Origin of the sequence: Desulfobotulus mexicanus, assembly GCF_006175995.1 — a bacterium.
Classification (GTDB): Bacteria; Desulfobacterota; Desulfobacteria; order Desulfobacterales; family ASO4-4; genus Desulfobotulus; species Desulfobotulus mexicanus.
Window position 1 is genome coordinate 81,238 of record NZ_VDMB01000008.1, and the last position, 21,114, is coordinate 102,351.

The window sequence follows — 21,114 nt, forward strand, 5'->3', positions numbered from 1 at the left end:
CAAGCACTTCTTTTCATGCCAACAGTACCGGAATCGCCACGGAAAACGGGCCGCTGCCCGTTTTTTCTTTATGGAATTCCGGTCTTCCTTTTGCTTTGGAGGCACCCGGTTGCACACGGAAAATAAAACTCTGATCCATCGAATTCATGATCTTGCCCAGCCCCTTCTGGAATCCCAGGGACTGGAACTTGTTCTGGCAGACCTGGTTACGGAAGACGGTCACCGCATTCTACGCCTTCTCCTCGACAAATCAGGGGGGATCACCCTTGATGACTGCGCCCGTTTTGCCAAGGAATTCGGCTACCTGCTGGACATACACATCAACATACCCGGACAATACTCCCTGGAGGTATCTTCTCCGGGTATCAACCGTCCCCTGGTCCAGCCCCGGGATTTTGAACGCTTTGCCGGAGAAACCATAAAGCTGCGCACCCATACAAACATAGACGGGCAACGCAACTTCCGGGGGGAACTTCTAGGCATCACCGAGGATCAGGTGAACATCAAGCTTGCCGAAAAGACCGTTGCCATTCCCTACATGGAAATTCACTCGGCACGGCTCTGCCGGGATTAACGGAGACCAAATCATGCTGTTCAGCGATATAAAAAGGGTAATAGAACAGGTCAGCCGGGACAAGGGCATTCCCATGGAAAGCCTTATCCAAACCCTGGAAGAAGCCCTGGAATCTGCAGCTAAAAAAAAACTGGGTTCCCACATTGATGTGGAAGCACAGTACAATCCGGATGCCGGGGAAATCGAAGTATTCCAGTTCAGGGAAGTCGTTGAGGAAGTAACCAACCCGGACTTCCAGCTCTGCCTGAAAGATGGCCGCAAGCTGGATCCGGATTGTGAAATCGGTGATTCTCTGGGTTCAAAGCTGGATACCACAAGCTTCGGACGCATAGCAGCCCAGTCTGCCAAACAGGTGATTATCCAGAAAGTCAAGGACGCGGAACGCAATGCCGTATACGACGGCTTCATTGACAGAAAAGGTGAAATCATCAATGGCATTGTTCAGCGGGTAGACAGGGGAGATATTGTGGTCAACCTGGGCCAGACCGAGGCCCTGCTCCCTGCCAGAGAACAGATACCTAGGGAGACCTACCGCAGGGGCGACCGTATCCGTGCCAGCATTATGAAGGTACTTCAGGACAGCCGGGGTCCTCAGATTATCCTTTCCCGTACCCATCCGCAGTTTCTCATTGCACTTTTCCGCAGTGAAGTTCCGGAAGTGGCAGAAGGTGTTGTAAATATTGAAACCGCATCCAGAGAACCCGGTGTGCGTGCAAAAATAGCCGTATCTTCCCAGGATTCCGGCGTGGATCCCGTGGGTGCCTGTGTGGGCATGAAAGGCTCCAGAGTTCAGGCCGTGGTACAGGAGCTCAGGGGTGAGAAAATTGACATCATTCCATGGAATCCCGATTCTGCCCGCTTTGTCTGCAATGCCCTTGCACCTGCAGAAATTCTCCGGGTGATCATTGACGAAGACAACAGGGCTATGGAAGTAATTGTGCCCGATGAATTTCTTTCCATTGCCATCGGCAAAAAGGGTCAGAATGTCCGACTGGCATCCCGGCTTACGGGCTGGCACCTGGATGTTAAAAGTGAGGCATCCTACAGTCAGGCCATAAAAGAAGGGTATGCCGCCCTCATGGGCATTCCCGGTATCGGCATGACTCTGGCGGAGGCCCTTTACTCCGAAGGCTTCACTACCCTGCAGGATGTTGCGGATGCTGTGGTGGAAGACCTGCTGCAGGTGGAAGGTGTGGATGAAGATACGGCACTGAACATGATTCAGTCTGCCCTTCAGGTCCTTGCCAGTGAAAAAAATAAAAATGCCCAGCAAGGCAAGACGGATACACAAGTAGAAGAAGCAGAAGAAACAGAAGAAGCAAACAGTGACAATGAAGACGATTCAGAAACAACCTTAATAGATGAAAACCGGCAGGTCCCCGCAGATGAAGCGGCGACACCGGAATCGGAAAACGAGTAATTCCGGACCGGGAAAACCGCGGTGATTCGGAAGCTTCAGAGGTAAGAGCCTCTGCTACCGGTGATGAAGGGGGAAATGGATGGGACGTATGCGAGTCTATGAGCTGGCCAAGGAGCTGAACATGACCAACAAAGCGCTCCTCGATAAAATTGGCAAGATGGATGCCGTCGAGGTACGCAGCCACATGAGCGCCCTGGAAGATGGTGAAATTGAAACCATCAAGCGCTTTGTGATGGGAAAAGACAAGGAAGAAGAAGAAAATCAACGGGTTCAGCCCTCTGTGGTACGTCGTCGCAAGCGTCGTTCCGGTCGTTCCGGTTCTGCGGCTACGCAGCAACCGGAATCCCTTTCTTCCGCTGGCAATACAGAAACACCGGATTCTACTGCCGAGCAGGCAGAAAATGAGGCTACACAGCCAGAAACAGCAGAGACCGCAGCCCAGACTACGGAAAAAACTCCTGCAGCTTCTCAAACAAAAACAGAAGAATCTGCAAAGCCTGCGGCAAAACCAGCGAAAAAAAACAAGCCTGCAACATCTGCAAAGGTTCTTTTCCGCCCTGAAGCACCCCAGCCTGAAGCTGCAGAAGAAGAAAAAGCTGAAACCCCAGAAGAAACAGCACCAAAGCAGGAATCCCCTGCCCCCTCTCTGCATGATGTTTCCGAAGAAGCTGCTGAAGCATCTGATATTCCGGTAAAAGATGCACTTCCTGAAACGGAGGATACCGCAATTTCACAGATAGAAACCTCCAAAAAAACAGAAAGCTCCCCAAGAACAACCGAGGGAGCAAAAGCAGAAGAGCGTACAGCGGAAAAAGAAGATGCTGCCCAGGTAGCACGTAAAAAGAAAAAGAATACAGCTGCAAAAATCATCAAACGCATTGATCCTGCAGTTCTTGCCCAGATGAAATCGGACCGGAACCCGTCCAAGCCTGCAGCCCGTCCTGCTCCTGTGGAAAAACCTGCGGAACCTGACCCCCTGGAACTTCTTATTGCAAACGAAACTCCTGCCCAGGAGACAGCACCTTCCAGCGGCAGCCGCAAGAAAAAAGGCAAAGACAGCCTTTCCAAAGACCTTGTGGAATCCCGCAATGACGATACGGAACGCAAAAGCAGGAAAAAAGGCCGCAAAAAATCTGTTGTGGAGGGAGATGCCCTCTATAACCGGGGTAAAAAGGGCAAAAAGGGTAAAAAGCAGGAACAGCATCAAAAAACCCAGATCACAGTACCCAAGGCCATCAAACGCCGCATCAAGGTGGATGATACTATTATTCTGGCGGAACTGGCCAAGCGCATGGGCATCAAAGCCAGCCTCATGATTCAAAAGCTGATGATGATGGATGTCATGGCCACGGTCAACCAGACCATAGATTATGACACTGCTACTATTGTTGCCGGAGAATTCGGATTTGAGGTCGAAAGGGCCTCCTTTGAAGAAGAAAACATTCTTCAGGGCCACGAGGACAGGCCGGAGGAAATGATCACACGGGCACCTGTGGTAACAGTCATGGGCCATGTTGACCACGGAAAAACCTCTCTGCTGGACACCATCCGTAAAACCCGTGTTGCAACAGGGGAAGCCGGAGGCATTACCCAGCACATCGGTGCCTATTCCGTGGAAATGGATGGCGGACGTATCACCTTCCTCGACACTCCGGGCCATGAAGCTTTTACGGCCATGCGTTCCAGGGGAGCCAAAGTAACTGACATTGTTATCCTTGTGGTGGCCGCAGACGACGGTGTCATGCCCCAGACCGTGGAAGCTATAAACCATGCCAAAGCCGCAGAAGTGCCCATTATTGTCGCAGTCAACAAGATAGATAAGCCCGGAGCCGATCCGGACAGGGTAAAAAGAGAACTTTCTGACAAGGGTGTTGTTGCAGAAGACTGGGGCGGAGATACCATCTTCACCCATGTATCAGCCAAGGAAAACATAGGCATTGACACCTTGCTGGAAATGGTTCTGCTCCAGACAGAAGTCCTTGATCTCAAAGCCAACCCGGATAAAAAAGCTCTGGGCCATGTGGTGGAAGCCAAGCTGGACACAGGAAGAGGCCCCGTGGCCACAGTACTGATCCAGGAAGGCACCCTAAGGACCGGAGATGCGGTGGTCTGCGGTATTCACCACGGTAAAATCAGGGCCATGATCAATGACCAGGGCGCACCCATAAGCGAAGCAGGCCCATCCATTCCCGTGGAAATTCTAGGGCTTTCCGGTGTACCCGGTGCCGGTGATGAACTCTTTGCATTAAAGGATGAAAAGGATGCCAGACAGGTGTCCACTCACAGATCCCAGAAGCAGAGGGCCAAGGAACTGGCAAAAACCAGCCGTATGAGCCTTGAAAAACTCTTCGAACAGATGGAAGAGGGTGAAGTCAAGGAGCTTAATCTTATTCTGAAGGCGGACGTTCAGGGTTCCATTGAAGCCATCCGGGATTCCCTTGAAAAAATGTCCACCCAGGAAGTCAAGATTCACATCATTCATTCAGCAACAGGGACTGTAACGGAATCCGATATCTCCCTCGCTGCGGTTTCCAACGCCATCATCCTTGGATTCAATGTCCGTCCCGGAGCCAAGGTCCATGAAATGGCCAAGGAAGAAAACGTGGATATGCGTTTCTATGACATCATCTACAATGCCCTGAAAGATATTCAGGATGCCATGGTGGGCATGATGGCTTCCACCTTTGAGGAAAAAGTTCTGGGCCGCGCGGAAGTCCGCCAGACCTTCTTTATCCCCAAAATCGGCACCATTGCCGGATCTTTCATCACCGACGGCAGTGTCTTCAGAAACCAGAAAGTCCGCCTGCTCAGAGACGGTGTCATCATGTACGACGGCAAAATGTCCTCCCTCAAGCGCTTCAAAGATGATGCCAAAGAGGTGGCAAAAGGCTATGAGTGCGGTATCGGCATAGAAAATTATAACGACCTCAAGACGGGTGATATCATTGAATCCTATGAGATCATTGAAATCAAACCCACCATGAAAGAATAAGGACTGCGAAGACATACCGCAGCCCAGAGCCAAAAAACCCCGAAGCCGCCCGGTGAGCGCATTCACCATCGGGCGGCTTTATTTAATAGACAGGGCCTGATCAGAGATCAGCCCATGGCCAAAGGAGTTTTACCATGAAAGGCTCTCCCAGATCCGACCGGATCCGAGGCCGAATCCAAGAGGTCATCTCAACTCACCTCACCCGGAACATACAGGATCCGCGCCTGCATCTTGTCACAGTTACCGGTGTTGAACTCAGCCGGGATATGCGCATTGCCACCATCTTCTTCACCACATCCATCGGCGCGGATGCCCAGGCCGATGCCCTGAAGGGCTTTGAAAGCGCCAAGGGCTTTCTCAAACGCAATGCCGCAAAGGATCTCGGCCTCCGCCATATGCCGGATCTGCGTTTCCGCCATGACGATTCCTTTGATTATGGTGCCCGCATGGAAAAAATGCTCAAAGAAGTTCTCACGGAAGATCAGAAAGGGGACGGCCATAATGAAAACAGCAGTAATGAAGACTCCCATGATCCAGACCCTTCTTGAAAAAAGCAGCCGCATCCTGCTGGTATCCCATGTCCAGCCCGACGGGGATGCCATCGGCTCCCTTCTGGGGCTGGGACTCAGTCTTCATGCAAAAGGAAAAAACATCGTAATGTACAATGAAGATCCGGTTCCCGCATCCTTTGCCTTTCTTCCGGGGGCTGATCTCATTGTGCAGGACACAGGAGATATTGACAGCTTTGATACCCTTATCGTCCTGGATTCCGGTGATGCGGAACGTATGGGAAAAAAGGCAGCGAAGCTGAAAAAAATCCCTGCCATCCTCAATATAGACCATCACCCCAGCAATACAGGCTTTGGCACACACAATCTCATTGATACGGATGCCGCCTCCACCACCGTGATGATATGGCGTCTTTTAAAGGAAATGCACTGGGATATACCCCTTGATGCCGCCTGGGGAATTTATACGGGCATATTTACGGACACTGGCGGATTCCGCTTTGGAAACACCAATACCGAAGCCCTTAACATTGCAGCAGAAATGACCGCCTGCGGTGTTCATCCTGAAACCGTTGCCACAAATATTCTCGGCAGCTATTCTTTTTCCTATATCAGTCTTCTTCAAAAAGCACTGGCTTCCATCCGCCTCTGCGCCGACGGAAAACTCGCCACCATGACCCTCACACGATCCATGTTTGAGGAAACCGGAGCCAGCGAAGAAGAGGCCAGCGGCCTTGTCAACTATGCCCGCTACATCCGTGGTGTAAAAATGGCTGTTTTGGTACGGGAAAAAGAAGAAGATGCAGATCTTCCCTGGAAGGTCAGCATGAGGGCTGACAAGGACATCGACGCCTCTGCCATAGCCGTGGCCCATGGTGGTGGCGGCCACAGGGCAGCGGCAGGTTTTTCCACAGCCCTGTCCCCGGACGCCATTCTGGATATGCTGGAAAATCAAATACAATCTCAGGGGATATAAGAATACATTTTTATGCACAAAGACAGCATCCTCCTCATTGACAAACCTCCCGGCCTCAGCTCGGCAGCGGTGGTGGCACGGGTAAAAAAATATTCCGGTATAAAAAAAGTGGGCCATGCCGGTACCCTTGATCCCTTTGCCACAGGCCTTCTCGTGGTCTGTCTTGGCAAAGCCACCCGGATTTCCCGTTACTTTCTGGGTGGAGACAAATCCTATGAAGCCACCCTGCGCCTCGGCACGGCAACGGAAACCCAGGATCCGGAAGGTCGTGTCACAGCCACCCTGCCCATACCGGATGTGGACGAAAAAAAACTTCTGAAGGTATTTGAAAAATTTACAGGCCCCATACAGCAAAGCCCCCCCATATATTCTGCTTTAAAGCACAATGGGGTTCCCCTGTACCGCCTTGCCCGTCAGGGTAAAGCCGTGCAGAAGCCTCCAAGGCAGGTTGTCATTCACAGCATACAGCCTGAAAGCATCCAGCTGCCGGATATCCGGTTCAGCGTACACTGCTCCTCGGGCACCTATATCCGTACCCTGGCCCTTGATGTGGCCGAAGCACTGGGCAGCACAGGCCACCTTGTTTCCCTGAAAAGAACGGAAACCTGCGGTTTTAATCTCAGACAGGCAGCATCCCTTGATGATACCCTGAACAGCCTGCAGGCCTCGCAGCCCATGTCCTCCCTGATTCCAATGGCCCAGGCCCTTGGCTTTCTACCTGAAATCCGTGTGAATAATACTTTGACGGAAAAGATCTTTCATGGCAAAGTGCTTGACACAGAGGAGATCAACTCCCCTGTTCCGGGTCCCATAAGGGTGCTGACGGAAGATGGCAGGCTTGCCGCTGTTATTCGAAGAGATGAAAACAGACAGGGCCTTTTTTCTTATGATGCCGTACTGTTGCCCCGCATTGCCGCAGAGGGGCAGACTTAAAAAAAGCAAGCACGGACAGACATACCGTCTCATGGCGTCTGCTGTCCTTTATTAGAATATCCTCATGCATACTGTTTAAGCACTGGTGCTTACGGTCTGAATGGAATATCGGATCGAAAACGCATAAGGATAAAGACATGATTATTCCAAACAAGGAGAAAAACCGTGGTATTTACCAATGAGCAGAAAAAAGAAATTATTGAAAAATTCAAAACCCATGAATCCGACACCGGATCTCCGGAAGTCCAGATTGCCCTGCAGACCCACCGCATTTCCTACCTGACCGAGCATCTGAAGATTCATAAAAAAGACCATGCCTCCCGCAGGGGGCTTCTGATTCTTGTAGGCCAGCGCAGACGCCTGCTGAACTACCTAAAAAAGAAGGAAATGCAGCGTTACAGAGACATCATCGCAGCCCTCGGACTGCGGCGCTGATTTCAAGGGGGAAAAGGGTTTTTCCTTTTCCCCCGGTTTTATCCACAGGGCCTGTTTCCTTAAATCTGGAAAAGGCCCTGCCCCATTCCAACGCCCATGCCCATACGAGGGACTTCCGCAAAAACACCTTCACGACTCTAAAAAATTTGACAATCAGAGTCGTCAGGATGTTTCTGCGTAAGTCCGTTCCAGCGTATAGCAGGCACACGGGCCTTCGTACCAAAGGAGTTTTTATATGCAATCCACCTTTTCAGCAGACATCGACGGAAAAACCATATCCATCAGCACCGGAAAAATTGCCAAACAGGCTTGTGGCACTGCCATTGTTCAGTGCGGCGAAACCGTTGTTATGGTAACTGCAGTTTCTTCCAATGACGAACGGGACATCGACTTTCTTCCCCTCACCGTTGAATATCAGGAAAAAATCTATGCGGCAGGCCGCATTCCTGGCAACTATTTCCGCAGGGAAATGGGCAGGCCCAGTGAAAAGGAAATTCTCACCTGCCGCCTGATAGACCGGCCCATCCGTCCCCTTTTCCCCAAAGGATACAGAAGTGAAATCCAGATCATTGCCACTGTCCTTTCCATGGACAAGGAAAATGATCCGGATATCCTTGCCATCATCGGCACCTCTGCGGCACTGACCATTTCCGACATCCCCTTTGAAGGCCCCATTGCCGGCATCCGTGTGGCAAGAATCAATAACAGATTTGTCTTCAACCCCACCCTCTCGGACCTTAAAACCCCCGGCTGCGACATGAACATTATACTGGCGGGTTCCAAAACCGGTGTTGTAATGGTGGAAGGTGGTACGGATTTTGTCAGCGAAGCTGATGTACTGGACGCCATTTTTTCCGGGCACGAAGCCATGCAGCCCCTTATCCGGATTCAGGAACAGCTGCGGGAAGCCGCTGGCAAAACCAAGCGCAGTTTCACTCCCCCCACAGTGGATGAAGCTCTGGCTGCAAAGGTATACGAACTGGCGGCAGCTCCTCTGGCAACTGCCCTGAAGGTCGATGATAAAATGGTTCGCAAGGCCAATGCCAGCGCTGTCAAAAAACAGCTTCTGGAAAGTCTTGGAGAAGAAGGAACAGAACGTAAAAATGAGGTGATGTCCCTCTTTGGCAGCCTCATGAAAAAGGTAAGCCGAAAAATTGTCCTCGAAGAAGGCACCCGCGTTGATGGCCGGGCCTTTGATAAAGTACGCCCCATCAGCTGTGAGGTCGGCACCCTGCCCCGCCCCCATGGTTCCGCCCTCTTCACCCGTGGAGAGACCCAGGTGCTGGGTGTTCTTACCCTGGGATCCAGCAGGGACGAACAGCGTATCGAAACCCTTTCCGGCGACGAAACAAAGCCCTTTATGCTGCATTACAACTTCCCCCCCTACTGCGTGGGCGAAGTCAAGCGTGTGGGCTCTCCCAGCAGAAGGGAATTTGGCCATGGCGCCCTTGCCACCCGTGCCATTGAACCCATTCTTCCCAATACCGAAGACTTTGAGTACACCATCCGGCTGGTATCCGAAGTCACCGAATCCAATGGCTCATCTTCCATGGGCACAGTATGTGCCGGAACTCTGGCCCTAATGGACGGCGGTGTTCCCATCAAAGCCCCCGTTTCCGGCATCGCCATGGGACTTGTAAAGGAAGGCGATCAGGTAGTGGTCCTCTCTGATATTCTCGGAGACGAAGACCACACCGGAGACATGGACTTCAAGGTGGCCGGAGGCGAAGCCGGTATCACCTCCATCCAGATGGATATCAAAATCACGGAGCTTTCCAGAGATATTATGGAAAAAGCCCTGGCACAGGCCAAGGAGGGACGGCTGCATATTCTCCATGAAATGCTGGCTGCCATTCCGCAGACCCGTGATGCTTTATCTCCCTATGCTCCCAAGGTCTTTACCATCAAGATCAACCCCGATAAAATCCGGGATCTCATTGGTCCCGGCGGCAAAATGATCCGGGCCATTCAGGCGGATACCAATTGTGACCTGAATGTGGATGACTCAGGAACCGTTAAGATTTCCGCAGCCAATCTGGAAGATGCCGAAGCTGCCAAAAAACTGGTTCTTGAAATCTGCCTGGAACCTGAAGTTGGCGAAATATATACAGGCAAAGTTGTCCGCACAACTGATTTCGGAGCCTTTGTACAGCTGAAGCCCGGAACCGACGGCCTGGTACACATCTCTGAGCTGGCCCACCACCGCGTCAAAAAAGTCACGGATGTGGTCAATGAAGGAGAAGAACTTAAGGTTAAGGTTCTAGAAATATCCAGAGACGGAAAGATCCGTCTCAGCCACAAGGCCCTTCTGGACCCCCCTGCAGATGCTCCGGCTGATTCCGGAAACGGAAGCAACGATCGCCCCCGCAGGGATGATTCCAGCAGCAACAGACCCCCTCGGAGATAACAAGACATATATATGGACCCGATGACCCGAAAAACTACATTGGCCAACGGTGTCCGGATTCTGACCCACCAGGTGCCCCATGTGCGATCCGTCGCCATGGGCATCTGGGTAGATGTTGGTGCCAGGGATGAATCCGAAGAGGAAGCGGGCTATTCCCACTTTCTGGAACACATGATGTTTAAAGGTACAAAGAGACGCTCCGCCTATGAGCTGGCCAAGGCCTTTGATGCCATCGGCGGGCAGTCCAATGCCTTTACCACTATGGAAACCACCTGCTACCATGCCCGTGTCATGGATACCCACCTGCCCACCATGGTGGACATTCTCTCGGACATGTTTCTGAACTCCTGCCTGGATCCCGAAGAAATTGAAAACGAACGACCGGTGATTATTCAGGAAATAGGCATGCTCGAAGACTGTCCCGAAGAATTTGCCCACCATCTTCTGGAAAAACACGCTTGGGGAGAACATCCCCTTGGCCGCTCCATTCTGGGAACGCCTAAAAATATCCTCAGCCTTTCATCGGAAAACCTGTCCCTTTTTTTCCGCAAGCACTACTGCCCTTCCAGGGTGATCATCTCCCTTGCGGGCAATCTGGAACATAACCAGGTACTGGATCTTCTGGCTCCGGCCTTTGAACAGCTTCCTCCTAGCCCCGGAAGGCCCATGCGCCATACTCCGGTAATGCAAAAGGGTGTCCGGACCACTGTACGCCCCATTGAGCAGGTGCACCTCTGCCTCGGGGCTCCCGGTCTTTCCATCACCCACGAGGACCGCTTTGCAGCCTCTCTGCTGACAACTATCCTCGGGGGCAACATGAGTTCCCGCCTTTTCCAGGAAATCAGGGAAAAACGGGGGCTGGCCTATTCGGTCTATGCTTTTTCCGCAGGTCATATGGATACGGGCATGATGGGTATTTACGCCGGAGTTGCTCCAAGCACGGTGGAAACTTCTGCGGAGCTGATTCACAAAGAACTTAAAGGACTCTGTGCTGAACCCGTAACCCTGGAAGAACTGGAAGGTGCACGGGCCTATACCAAGGGAAATATCCTGCTTTCCATGGAAAACACGGAAAACCTCATGGTAAAACTGGCCCAGAATGAAATCAACTTCGGCCGATATGTCCCTGTGGAAGAGACCCTTGCCAAGGTAGATGAAGTCAGCCGGGAAAATATTCTTTCCCTGGCATGCGGCGCATTTTCAGAAAATAACTTTCTTGTTTCCGTACTCGGCCCTTCGGACAACACTGCAGCTCTGGGAGAAAAATTCGGCATCAGTGAGAAAAAAGAAACGGCAGGAGAAAAGAAACAATGAAGATCCCCCTGCTCCGTATGCCAAATGGAGAAGGACTGCCTTTACCTGCCTACATGACAGAGCTTGCGGCAGGAATGGACATCCCTGCCGCGGAAGCCTGCACCCTGGATCCCGGAGAGATTACCCTTGTCAGAACAGGTTTTGCAATGGCACTGCCCGAAGGATTTGAGGCCCAGATCAGGCCAAGAAGCGGACTTGCCATCCGGCACGGCATCACCATTGTTAACGCACCCGGAACCATTGATGCTGATTACAGGGGGGAAATCAAAGTTGGCCTTATTAATCTTGGTAAAAAAAGCGTTGAGATAAACAGGGGTGAGCGCATAGCCCAGATGGTGATTGCCCCGGTATACCGGATTTCATGGGAGGAAACCGGAAGCCTTGAAGATACAGGCAGGGGAAACGGAGGCTTCGGCCATACAGGCTCAGGAGAAAAACCATGAAAGATGGCTTCACCATACCCTCTTCCCCCTTCCTTTCCCTTACCGTGCTGGCCAGTGGCAGCCGGGGCAACTGTATCTGCATTGAAAGCGAAGAAACCGCCATTCTCGTGGATGCTGGGTTTTCATGTAAGGAACTCCTGCGCCGCATGGACATAACAGGCCTTTCACCTGAAAAATTATCCGGTATTGTCCTTTCCCATGAACACAGTGACCATGTAACGGGGGCAGGTGTACTGTCCCGTAAGTTTCAGATCCCAGTTTATGGCACTTCCGGAACCCTGGATGCAGCAAAAAACAAAACAGGGATTCTACACCGCCGAAAAGACATTACCTGTGGCGTCCCTTTTGCCGTAGGCGATCTTCTCATCCACCCCTTTTCCATCTCCCACGATGCCGCAGACCCGACAGGTTTCACCGTCAGCTCCGGTGGCGTTAAAATTGGTATTGCCACGGATCTTGGTATTGCCACCAGCCTTGTTAAAAATCATCTGAAGGGCTGCCATGCGCTTGTTCTGGAAGCCAATCACTGCCCTGCCATGCTTGAAAAAGGCCCCTATCCATGGAGCCTGAAACAAAGGGTTAAAGGCCGGACAGGTCATCTTTCCAATGCCAACGCCAGGGATCTTCTCGGAGAAATTATACACCCGGCCCTATCCTGCGTTGTCATTGCCCATATCAGTGAAAAAAATAATACCCCGGAAAAAGCAGGCTCTGTGGTGGCTGAAGCCCTGAAAAGCAGTAGAGCCAAGCTTGTGACAGCGTGCCAGCAGAGTCCCACGGACCCGATCCGGCTGACATCCTCTCCGGCCACCTGCCCCTGCTCTGACAATGCAGAATTCTATCAGCCTGATAACCTGGAATTCTCTTTTGCTAACTAAAATGTCATTCTTCAAGGCTGTTTTTTAAACTTCATACCTGTCAGACAGATGCATGGGGCATCGGCAATACATACAGGCCCAAACGCAAGAAACCGGCCAAGAAGCCGGTTTCTTCAATAAAATATGCGCTCCCCCCGGAGACTGTATCATTTGGGTTTCTTAAAGCGATACTCCATTTTCATATCTTTGGTATTGGGTGTTACACCAAAAAGCGTCCAACCCCGCTCCTGATAATGGCGGATTGATTCTGTATGACGCATGGCATTCAGCCCATCCATAAGAACTTTTTTATACTCAAGATTTACATTTAACATAATACACCTCCAGATTCAGAAAGCGTTACAGGCCCGGATCTGTTACAGAAACCACCGGGGCCCGATCATGCAGGGCCTGCAAAAGGCCTGCACCTAAGGTGTTTTTTTCTACCATCCATAATGGCCACAAAAGCTACAGGCTCATCCTGAAAAACAGGTGTAAAAACGCCACTAACCAGAAAAACCATAGAATAAACCAAAGGACCTTGAAGTCCGGAAAAAAGTACCGGACCCCAGGATATGGGGGAGACACACGAACTATAATTTAATCTATCATTTTTCCATTCCAGTCAAGTCTTTTTTTAGAGATTATTCCTCCGGAATCCATAAGAGAAACTCAAACCCTTTAAGAAAACCCAAAACAGCCCTGCTCCATAAGGATATATTTTAAAAGATTCCATCAAGCCTGTTTACAAAAAAGCTTTAATCCTATAAGGAAGCAATTTAAATTGCGGTGTGAATAATATGGAAATCCATAACGGTCCGAAAAAGACCGATGACACAAAGGGGTTATCATGGCAAAAAAACCAGTAAAGAAAAAAACCACGACAAGCCCGGCAAGCGAAGACAGTGCAAAGAAAAAAAACAGTACTGCTAAAAAGACCAGTACTGCTAAAAAAAACACTGCGGCAACCAAAGCCAAAACAACAGCAAAAACCAGCACAGCCAAAACCGCTGCAACAACTAAAATGGATCCTGTCCTTTTCAGAAAATTTGATGACTGGAAACCAGCAACACCTTTCCAGCCTGTGCTTACAACACAAACCACTCCCTCTGCTCCTCCCTTTTGCAATACATCCGATCCCGAAGAAGCCAAACGTATTGCAGCGCTTCTTTTAAAACCCTTCTCTCCACAGGACTTTATCCTCTCTCCTGAAAAGAAAGCCGAACAGGAAGCCCGTTTCAAAGCTCAGGAAGAAGAAAGAATAAAGGCCAAAGAGGAAGCAAGGAAAAAAGCAGAGGAAGAGGCTATAATAAAGGCCGAAGAAGAAGCAAGGAAAAAAGCAGAAGAAGAGGCCAGAATAAAGGCCGAAGAAGAAGCAAGGAAAAAAGCAGARGAAGAGGCCAGAATAAAGGCCGAAGARGAAGCAAGGAAAAAAGCAGAAGAAGAGGCCAGAATAAAGGCCGAAGAAGAAGCAAGGAAAAAAGCAGAGGAAGAGGCCAGAATAAAGGCCGAAGAGGAAGCAAGAATAAGGGCGATAAAAGCGGAAGAAGCAAGAAAACAGGCCGAAGAAGCAGCCCGCATAAGGGCCGAGGAAGAAGCCAGAATACAGGCCGAGGAAGAAAAAGCCCGGCTGCTGGCCGAAAAAAAGGCACGATCCGAAGCCATAGTTAAAAATATGCTGACAGCAGGGGCCTGTATTGCGGCCATCTTTGTTCTGATTATCGGTTCAAGCATATCTAATAAAAGCCAGTATTTTATCAAAACCAATAAAGATTCCATTGAAATCTGGCAGGGTGCTTTCTCTCCAAGAGGAAAAAATCATATACTCACACTGCCCGGTGTTACCGGACCCGAAGTGGCAAAGGAAGCATACACACGCAGTGAAGTGATGCCTTTGGCCTTTAATTTCTATATGGATAAAGCCATCGAGGAATCCCGGAAACGGGGAACACCTGATTTTGATAAAGTGGAAAAACTTCTGAAAAAAGCCCAGTCCTTTGCCAGTTCACAGGACGAGCGTCAGGCCGTTGCAGCCAGGCTTCAGGCCATCACCAAGACCATCGAAAATTATAAGGCAGAAATAGCCAATCCTTGAATACTCAAGGGAGCAGACTCCCTGTTTAGATGAAAAATCTGATAAAAGGGCGGGAACTTTTTCCGCCCTTTTTCTTATGCCAAAAAAGTATAAATACTTTTTATTTTCATCATGACTCTGATTTAAGGCTGGAAAAGTGGGAGAGCGATCAGACAAAAAGCATGGGATCCAGGGGTTTTGAAAATTTTACATGCACAGAATACTCATTGTCCATGTGGCTTAGAACGCCAGTTACAACCCCCTTACATACCATGGGCTGCAAGTTGCCGGAAGCCGAAAGCACAAACTTCATACCCAGCTTGGCATCCAGAAGCTGACGGACATTTTTATCGTTACCTGTCTTCACATAAAAGGAGAGACCGCCTGCTGAAATATCAGACATTCTTCCCTTAAAAAGTCCCGGCGAAGAGCCCTGACCAGACTCTTTGGGAATCACCTGAAAAACAATGACTCCCTGAGCCGGGATACGTTTATACATCCTCCGATTGATCCCTTTGGACTGAAGAACAGCACTGGATGACCTGCCTTCAAGACAGAAATCCTGAAGCTTCGGTGCAAGTCCCGGAACCTTTTCAGCCAGAGGCAAAAGTTTTTTTCTCTTCAATACACGACAAGCTCCTGCTGTCAAAGCCACAAGACTTGTGGTACAGACACTGGTTTTATAGAATGTATCCTCACCGGCAAAGGTTCCCGGCGCCAAACGCCGTATCAGCGTTTCCTGCCCCCCGTCAGAAACTGAAATCAGCTGCAGAGAACCTCTGTCCACAAAAAATAAAGATCTGTTTTTTTCTCCCTGACGGAATAGAGATTCTCCCGCCGAAAAAAGCAGTGGTTCCGTTGCAAAGAAAAAAGCACTGCGCTCCTCAGGCGCAAGGCGGGTGTACCAGGGCTTCCAAAGGGCCATATGCTCTTTGTCAATGGCCTTGTTTTTTTCCTGCTCAATACGTTCCGCTGCCGCAACAATCTGTTGTATGGCAAGGGAGTCCAGCGCCATCATTTTCTGACGCAGCATTTCCGCGCGCTCAAACTGCCCCATTCTGGCAAAAATAACCACCAGCTCAAAAAGCAGATCCATGGCTTCAGCCCTGCGACCTGCTGCAAGAAGAGATTTTAACTGTATTTCCTTGGCCTTCAGGATTTCCTTCATGCCATTTACACCCAGATTTTTCCGGCATACGCCAAGAGAATTAACCTACCCGCCTATACAATGGATCTGCTGTTTTATCAAAACCATGAAACATCAGTAACATAAAAAAAAAATAACACAAGATAAAATCAGAATACATTTTCAAGCAGCCATTAACTGCTGCCAGGTGAAAGATGATGAGATTCAGGCATATCTGTGGTGGCCAGATCCTTATAAGATAACAGCATAAAGTAATTGCAACAATCCTGCCAGAGAGGAAACCAACTCAAAAAAGATACAGAAAACGTTTAAGGATAATACACAGTATTTGGCTTCGCTCATTTTGATGATATATCAGGCATCAGAGACAAGTGAAACAATTATAACACCAAAAAAATGCCTGTTAAAATAAGGATCTGACTGAAACAGAAAAGGAAAAGCGTATTTGGAACGAGCTTTGAATAGCCCTTCTGTCAAAGCTTTTCCTCTCTTAGCTGACTTGCTATGGCTGAATTCAATGGACTTCAAGGACAGCAGGAAGGCACTTGAGCTGCTTCCTGAATTTTACATGGACTGAGTATTCAAGGTTCTGACAGGGCAGAATCCCCACCACTGTCCCCTTGCAGACCACAGGGTGTCTTCCCTCCTGCAACTGCAAGATAAGCTTCATGCCTATCTCTCTGCCCAGAAGGCTGCGCACGGCCCTGTCATTGGATGCTGAAACATAAAAGGAAAGACCACCCGCAGAAATATCGGACATCAGTCCTTTTAAAAGGACATTTTCAGCACGCCCCTCCATGCAAAGAAGCTGAAACACTATGATGCCGCTATCAGGAATACGGACATATGCCCGCCGGTTCACACCTCTGGCGGAAAGTTTCTGGCCCGTGGTCCCGGCATGAATACAATAAGCCTGAATTCTTTTAATGAAACCTGGAAAATCATCTTCAAGACGACCCAGTGCCTCCAGTGACAGCTTTCTACAGACACCGCCCTTAAGCCCCACAAGGCTTGCGGTACAAAAGAGACTGTTACCAAAGAAGGTATCCTCTCCGGCAAACTCACCCGGCCCCACTCGACCTAATATTTTTGCATGTCTCTCACCGGACAAAAAAATCAGATGCAGACACCCTTCATCCACAAAAAACAGATTCCTGCTTTTCTCCCCCTGGCGAAAAAGAAAATAACCTGAAGAAAAGGGAAGGGGATCACAGGCAAAGAAAAAAGCACTGCGCTCTCCCGGTGTAAAAGAGCTGTACAAATCCTTCCAGTTTTCACGGTGCCTGCCATCAATGATCTGATTTTTTTCCTGCTCAATACACTCTCCTGCCTCAACAATCAGAGCAATGGCCATGTCATCGAGCTGCAGCATTTGTTTCCGAAGAGCTTCCGCCCTGACAAAATCCCGCTGCCGGGCTGCTTCCCCAACCATTGCACAAAGCAGATGCATGGCATCTCTCTTCCGACCCTCAGCAATCAGGCTTTCAAGAACACAGCCCTTATCAGATGTCATAGGCTCTCCTTTATTCAGCCTTTGCAACAGCCAGGCTATCCTCAAATGAAAAACTGCCCTTCAAGATTACAGCCCGTCACTTTGGGAACGGAAACGGTTAACCCTTGGCAGATTCTTCTTCTCACCCTTTTCATCCAGTCCTGCAAAGGTAACGCAGGTTGAAAAAATCGCCTCTTCTTCACTGGCTCCGGGCGCATCGGCAAAGACAGTCACTTTGTATCTTACAGAGGAATTCCCCAGATGCTCCGGCAGAATCTCAAAACGCAGGATAGAACCGCTCACCGCACGTTTTCTAAACTGCAGATCCTCCATGGCTACGGTTACAAGGGTGCACCCCTGAAAATCTCTGGATGCCACCAGCCAGGCATATTCATCCACCCACCGGAGCATGGCACCACCAAAAAGGTAGCCATGGTGATTCAGGTGTTCCGGCCTCACAATGGTGTAGGTATTCATCAGGATGCCTCCAGGGCTGCCATGGCATCTTCAATGGCCTCACGAATATCAACACCCGATAAAGACATAAGGGATGCGAGCCTTGGTTTCCATAGAGAAGGACGACCAAAACCCATAAGATAAACCATGTCTCCCATTACGGCATCATCCAGACTTTCTCTTTTTTCCCAAACCCACTCCAGAAGCTCCTCTCCCAGATCCGGAGATGCCAGAATAATACTTTCCGATGCCACCATGGCCCCAAGGCGCACAGTCCATTTCTCATGGATAAGAAGATTATAAAAATTCGGTAAAATAAGATTTTCCGCCTGCATCATGGCAACCAACCGCTGGGCATCCCCGCTTTCCAGAATATTCAGAAGGCTCTCTTCACTCAACAATTGCGGATTCACGCCACAAAGGGCATCTTCTATATCTTTTCCATTCAAATGCCCTGTCCAGCGGAAGATATCCTCTTTTCCCGCCAGCATGAGGGTGGGCACAGCCATCACCTGATAATCCGACGCCATATCCGGGCAATGGTCCACACTTACCACCTCAAGGGAAATAAGCCCGTTATCCAAAAATCCCAGAAGCATCCTGAGGGCTCCGGGACAATGGGGGCAATGACCGCTGACAAAAAGACGCAGCAGGGCAGGTTCCATCATATCAGGTGCAGAATAAATTTTCTGATAAGATCCGGTCAGATAGTCAAGCAGAATACCCTCTTCCCTTTTTCCGGGAATTCCACGAAAAATAAGCCCTCTGTTCTCCAGGGAAAAACCGGGACAACCTCCATCTTCACCTCCTGAAAAAACACTTCCGCCGCTTTTGATGCCCCCCAGAAAAGAGTCTATATACTCTTTCACAGAATGCTCCGAGCCACCCTTCCCCAAAAGGCGAATACAAAGACTTCCACGGGAAGATCTGCCGTCCTTGGCCCCCTGATCCTTTTCCATCATCCAGCCATCCCTTTTTCCTGCGGGTGCCCAATAAGCCCCACAGAAAGAATGTATTCATTTAAAAATTAAAAATCCCCACAGCCTGATGCCCTGAAACAAAGAAATCTGAAGCCTCCGGACTTTCCAATGACAAAAAAAACTTAATGACGATCCTGGTATTGAAGGAAGGCGGCAAACTCAATCTGATAAAGATACAGAAAAACTGAAGCCATCCCGAAAATAAGGGGACCATAAAGAAGACCGGCCATGCCAAAGAGCTGAAGTCCTCCGAGAATAGCAAAGAAAACAAGGATTCCGTTCATCTGTGCTCCACCGCGCATGAAAAAAGGCCGGAGAAAATTATCCAGAGACCCCACCACCACCAGACACCAGACCAGAAGCCCCAAAGCCTTGCCGCCCTCTCCGGCCAGCCACAGCCAGATCACGGCAGGTACCCATATCAGTGCCGTTCCAACCATAGGAATCAGAGATGCAAAGGCCATGACAGCCCCCCAGAAAATCCCCGGAAAACCCACAGCCATAAAAGCCAGACCGCCGGCAGCTCCCTGGGCTGCTGAAGTCATAAAGGTACCCACAAAAACCGAACGGACCAGAAGTCTCAACCTTTCAAAAATTCTTTTTTCCTGCGTTCCGGAAAGGGGAAGAAGATGAAAAAGCTTTGATAAAATGGCATCATGGTTACGGATGACCATAAAAAAAACCAGAAGCATTAAAAAGAAATGCAATAGAAGTATGCCGATATTCCCCGCCAGACCACCGCCATGGCGGACAAGAAAACGGAGGCCCGAAGTTGCTGTAGCTAAAAGCCCACCCTGTATATCAATGGTATTAATATTAAAATCCGGATAAAAATACATAATCTTATCCATCCATGCGCCCTTAACGCCCTCAAGGGCAGCCTGCAGCCAAAGCTCTATGCGTGCAGGCCCTCCTCCCGCTATCCAGGACTGCAGGGTCTGAAAAAATGCAATCCCCTGACTGATCACAGCCCCTGTAATCAGAAAGGCTGGCACCACCACCAGCAGTACCAGCATCAGCGTACTTAGAGCCGCAGCCAGCGTTCTGTTGCCCCGGGCATATCCTTCCAGCCGGTTCTGCACAGGATGGCAGGCCATGGCCAGAAGAATCCCCAGAATTATGGGATGACGGTAGGGCCACATCAGACAGGCAACTCCCAGCAGACCAAGAACCAGAAAAAATAAAAGAACTCCTCCTGCACCCCTGCGATAAAAGCCCTTTTTCAAAGAACCGTAAGGCCTGTAAGATACCATCAGTCTTTCCCATCCCGCATGAAAGTATCTGCCTGATTTACCAGTCCGTCCAGCATTGCCCGTGCTTCCTTGCATACCTGACCGCAATGAATACGAAGGCATGCATAAATATCCGGAATACGGTCCTCAGCTCCCTCAGAGAGAACCTGCTGCAGCAGCTCCCCATAGGAGGCAGCCCTGTTTGCAGCCAGATACTTCAAAGCACCCGTGAGTTTATGGGCCATTTTACCCAAGGCTTCATAATCTTTTTTCTCCACCAGACGACCCATTATCTCAATTTCCTGCGGTTGATTCTCTATGCAGTTTCTCAACAAAACCTTCTGGACAAGGGGACTTTCCCCTACAATGGCAACCAGAGCTTCTCTGTCAATGGCAGGGCCTTCCCCTTTGGATACAGCCAAACCCCTTCCTTTTTCCCCATTATGGGAATACAGATACTTTGTCAGCATTGCCCCAAGGGCCTGTTTTCTAAGGGGCTTGGTCAGATAATCATCCATGCCTGCGGCCAGAAAACGCTCCCTGTCCCCTTTCAGGGCATGGGCGGTAAGGGCAATGACAGGGAGACTTCTCCCATATCGCTCCCGGATTTTTATGGTGGCTTCAAATCCATCCATTTCCGGCATCTGCCCATCCATCAATACAAGATCCGGCAAACCTTCCTTCTCCAGCCAGTCAAGGGCTTCTTTCCCGTTTTCCACTGACACCACACCAAAGCCGATGGAACGTAAGATGTTTTCGGCAACCTCACGGTTAATGACATGGTCCTCCACCAGCAGGATCTGAAAACCTTCTCCTGAAAAATTATTCATGGAATTCCTTTTTTTCTGAACAGGTGGCTGCAGATAATGCCTT

19 protein-coding genes are annotated in these 21,114 nt (G+C 49.8%); 12 read left to right on the forward strand and 7 right to left on the reverse strand.

Annotated features, from left to right (window positions below; all coding sequences use genetic code 11):
• Positions 1-109: 109 nt before the first annotated feature.
• The 11 genes from FIM25_RS08165 (at position 110) to FIM25_RS08215 (ending at position 12,881) form a co-directional block, all read left to right on the forward strand.
• Positions 110-574, forward strand: a complete 465-nt coding sequence (locus FIM25_RS08165) for a ribosome maturation factor RimP (RefSeq protein ID WP_179953249.1) — start codon at positions 110-112, stop codon at positions 572-574.
• Positions 575-587: 13 nt separating this feature from the next.
• Positions 588-1,994: a transcription termination factor NusA gene (nusA, locus tag FIM25_RS08170; protein WP_139448123.1), complete on the forward strand. Its 1,407-nt coding sequence runs from the start codon at positions 588-590 to the stop codon at positions 1,992-1,994.
• Between the two features lie 79 nt (positions 1,995-2,073).
• Positions 2,074-4,986 (forward strand): translation initiation factor IF-2, encoded by a 2,913-nt coding sequence (gene infB / locus FIM25_RS08175; RefSeq protein WP_139448125.1) that lies wholly within the window; start codon positions 2,074-2,076, stop codon positions 4,984-4,986.
• 134 nt (positions 4,987-5,120) lie between these two features.
• A complete protein-coding gene (gene rbfA / locus FIM25_RS08180) occupies positions 5,121-5,534 on the forward strand; it encodes a 30S ribosome-binding factor RbfA (protein ID WP_139448127.1) in 414 nt (137 codons plus the stop codon).
• Positions 5,488-6,471 carry a DHH family phosphoesterase gene (locus FIM25_RS08185; RefSeq protein ID WP_179953250.1) on the forward strand — a complete coding sequence of 328 codons (984 nt, stop codon included), beginning with the start codon at positions 5,488-5,490 and terminating at the stop codon, positions 6,469-6,471. Before rbfA ends, FIM25_RS08185 begins: the two co-directional genes overlap by 47 nt.
• 12 nt (positions 6,472-6,483) lie before the next feature.
• The gene (gene truB, locus FIM25_RS08190; protein WP_139448130.1) at positions 6,484-7,404 is read left to right on the forward strand and encodes a tRNA pseudouridine(55) synthase TruB; all 921 of its coding nucleotides are present in this window, start codon (positions 6,484-6,486) and stop codon (positions 7,402-7,404) included.
• A gap of 165 nt (positions 7,405-7,569) precedes the next feature.
• Positions 7,570-7,839 carry a 30S ribosomal protein S15 gene (gene rpsO / locus FIM25_RS08195; RefSeq protein ID WP_139448132.1) on the forward strand — a complete coding sequence of 90 codons (270 nt, stop codon included), beginning with the start codon at positions 7,570-7,572 and terminating at the stop codon, positions 7,837-7,839.
• 235 nt (positions 7,840-8,074) lie between these two features.
• Positions 8,075-10,246: a polyribonucleotide nucleotidyltransferase gene (pnp, locus tag FIM25_RS08200; RefSeq protein WP_139448134.1), complete on the forward strand. Its 2,172-nt coding sequence runs from the start codon at positions 8,075-8,077 to the stop codon at positions 10,244-10,246.
• Positions 10,247-10,258: 12 nt separating this feature from the next.
• The gene (locus FIM25_RS08205; protein WP_139448136.1) at positions 10,259-11,560 is read left to right on the forward strand and encodes a M16 family metallopeptidase; all 1,302 of its coding nucleotides are present in this window, start codon (positions 10,259-10,261) and stop codon (positions 11,558-11,560) included.
• Positions 11,557-12,003, forward strand: a complete 447-nt coding sequence (dut, locus tag FIM25_RS08210; RefSeq protein WP_139448138.1) for a dUTP diphosphatase — start codon at positions 11,557-11,559, stop codon at positions 12,001-12,003. Before FIM25_RS08205 ends, dut begins: the two co-directional genes overlap by 4 nt.
• Positions 12,000-12,881 carry an MBL fold metallo-hydrolase gene (locus FIM25_RS08215; protein WP_139448140.1) on the forward strand — a complete coding sequence of 294 codons (882 nt, stop codon included), beginning with the start codon at positions 12,000-12,002 and terminating at the stop codon, positions 12,879-12,881. Before dut ends, FIM25_RS08215 begins: the two co-directional genes overlap by 4 nt.
• 146 nt (positions 12,882-13,027) lie before the next feature.
• Here FIM25_RS08215 and FIM25_RS17060 read toward each other — a convergent pair whose 3' ends face one another.
• Positions 13,028-13,195 carry a hypothetical protein gene (locus tag FIM25_RS17060; RefSeq protein WP_179953251.1) on the reverse strand — a complete coding sequence of 56 codons (168 nt, stop codon included), beginning with the start codon at positions 13,193-13,195 and terminating at the stop codon, positions 13,028-13,030.
• 515 nt (positions 13,196-13,710) lie between these two features.
• Between FIM25_RS17060 and FIM25_RS17065 the strand changes: the two genes are divergently transcribed.
• Positions 13,711-14,955, forward strand: a complete 1,245-nt coding sequence (locus FIM25_RS17065; protein ID WP_179953252.1) for a cell envelope integrity TolA family protein — start codon at positions 13,711-13,713, stop codon at positions 14,953-14,955.
• Between the two features lie 148 nt (positions 14,956-15,103).
• Here FIM25_RS17065 and FIM25_RS08225 read toward each other — a convergent pair whose 3' ends face one another.
• The 6 genes from FIM25_RS08225 to FIM25_RS08250 form a co-directional block, all read right to left on the reverse strand.
• Positions 15,104-16,102 (reverse strand): cyclic nucleotide-binding domain-containing protein, encoded by a 999-nt coding sequence (locus tag FIM25_RS08225; RefSeq protein ID WP_139448141.1) that lies wholly within the window; start codon positions 16,100-16,102, stop codon positions 15,104-15,106.
• 493 nt (positions 16,103-16,595) lie between these two features.
• Positions 16,596-17,594, reverse strand: a complete 999-nt coding sequence (locus FIM25_RS08230; RefSeq protein ID WP_139448143.1) for a cyclic nucleotide-binding domain-containing protein — start codon at positions 17,592-17,594, stop codon at positions 16,596-16,598.
• A gap of 66 nt (positions 17,595-17,660) precedes the next feature.
• Complete coding sequence (locus tag FIM25_RS08235) at positions 17,661-18,050, reverse strand: acyl-CoA thioesterase (RefSeq protein ID WP_139448145.1); 390 nt, start codon at positions 18,048-18,050, stop codon at positions 17,661-17,663.
• Positions 18,050-18,991, reverse strand: coding sequence for a thioredoxin family protein (locus tag FIM25_RS08240; protein WP_139448147.1), 942 nt, complete (start codon positions 18,989-18,991; stop codon positions 18,050-18,052). The genes FIM25_RS08235 and FIM25_RS08240 overlap by 1 nt, the downstream gene beginning before the upstream one ends.
• Positions 18,992-19,131: 140 nt before the next feature.
• On the reverse strand, positions 19,132-20,262 hold the full coding sequence (locus FIM25_RS08245; protein ID WP_179953253.1) for an AI-2E family transporter: 1,131 nt from the start codon (positions 20,260-20,262) through the stop codon (positions 19,132-19,134).
• Complete coding sequence (locus FIM25_RS08250) at positions 20,262-21,071, reverse strand: response regulator (protein WP_179953254.1); 810 nt, start codon at positions 21,069-21,071, stop codon at positions 20,262-20,264. Before FIM25_RS08250 ends, FIM25_RS08245 begins: the two co-directional genes overlap by 1 nt.
• Positions 21,072-21,114: the final 43 nt, after the last annotated feature.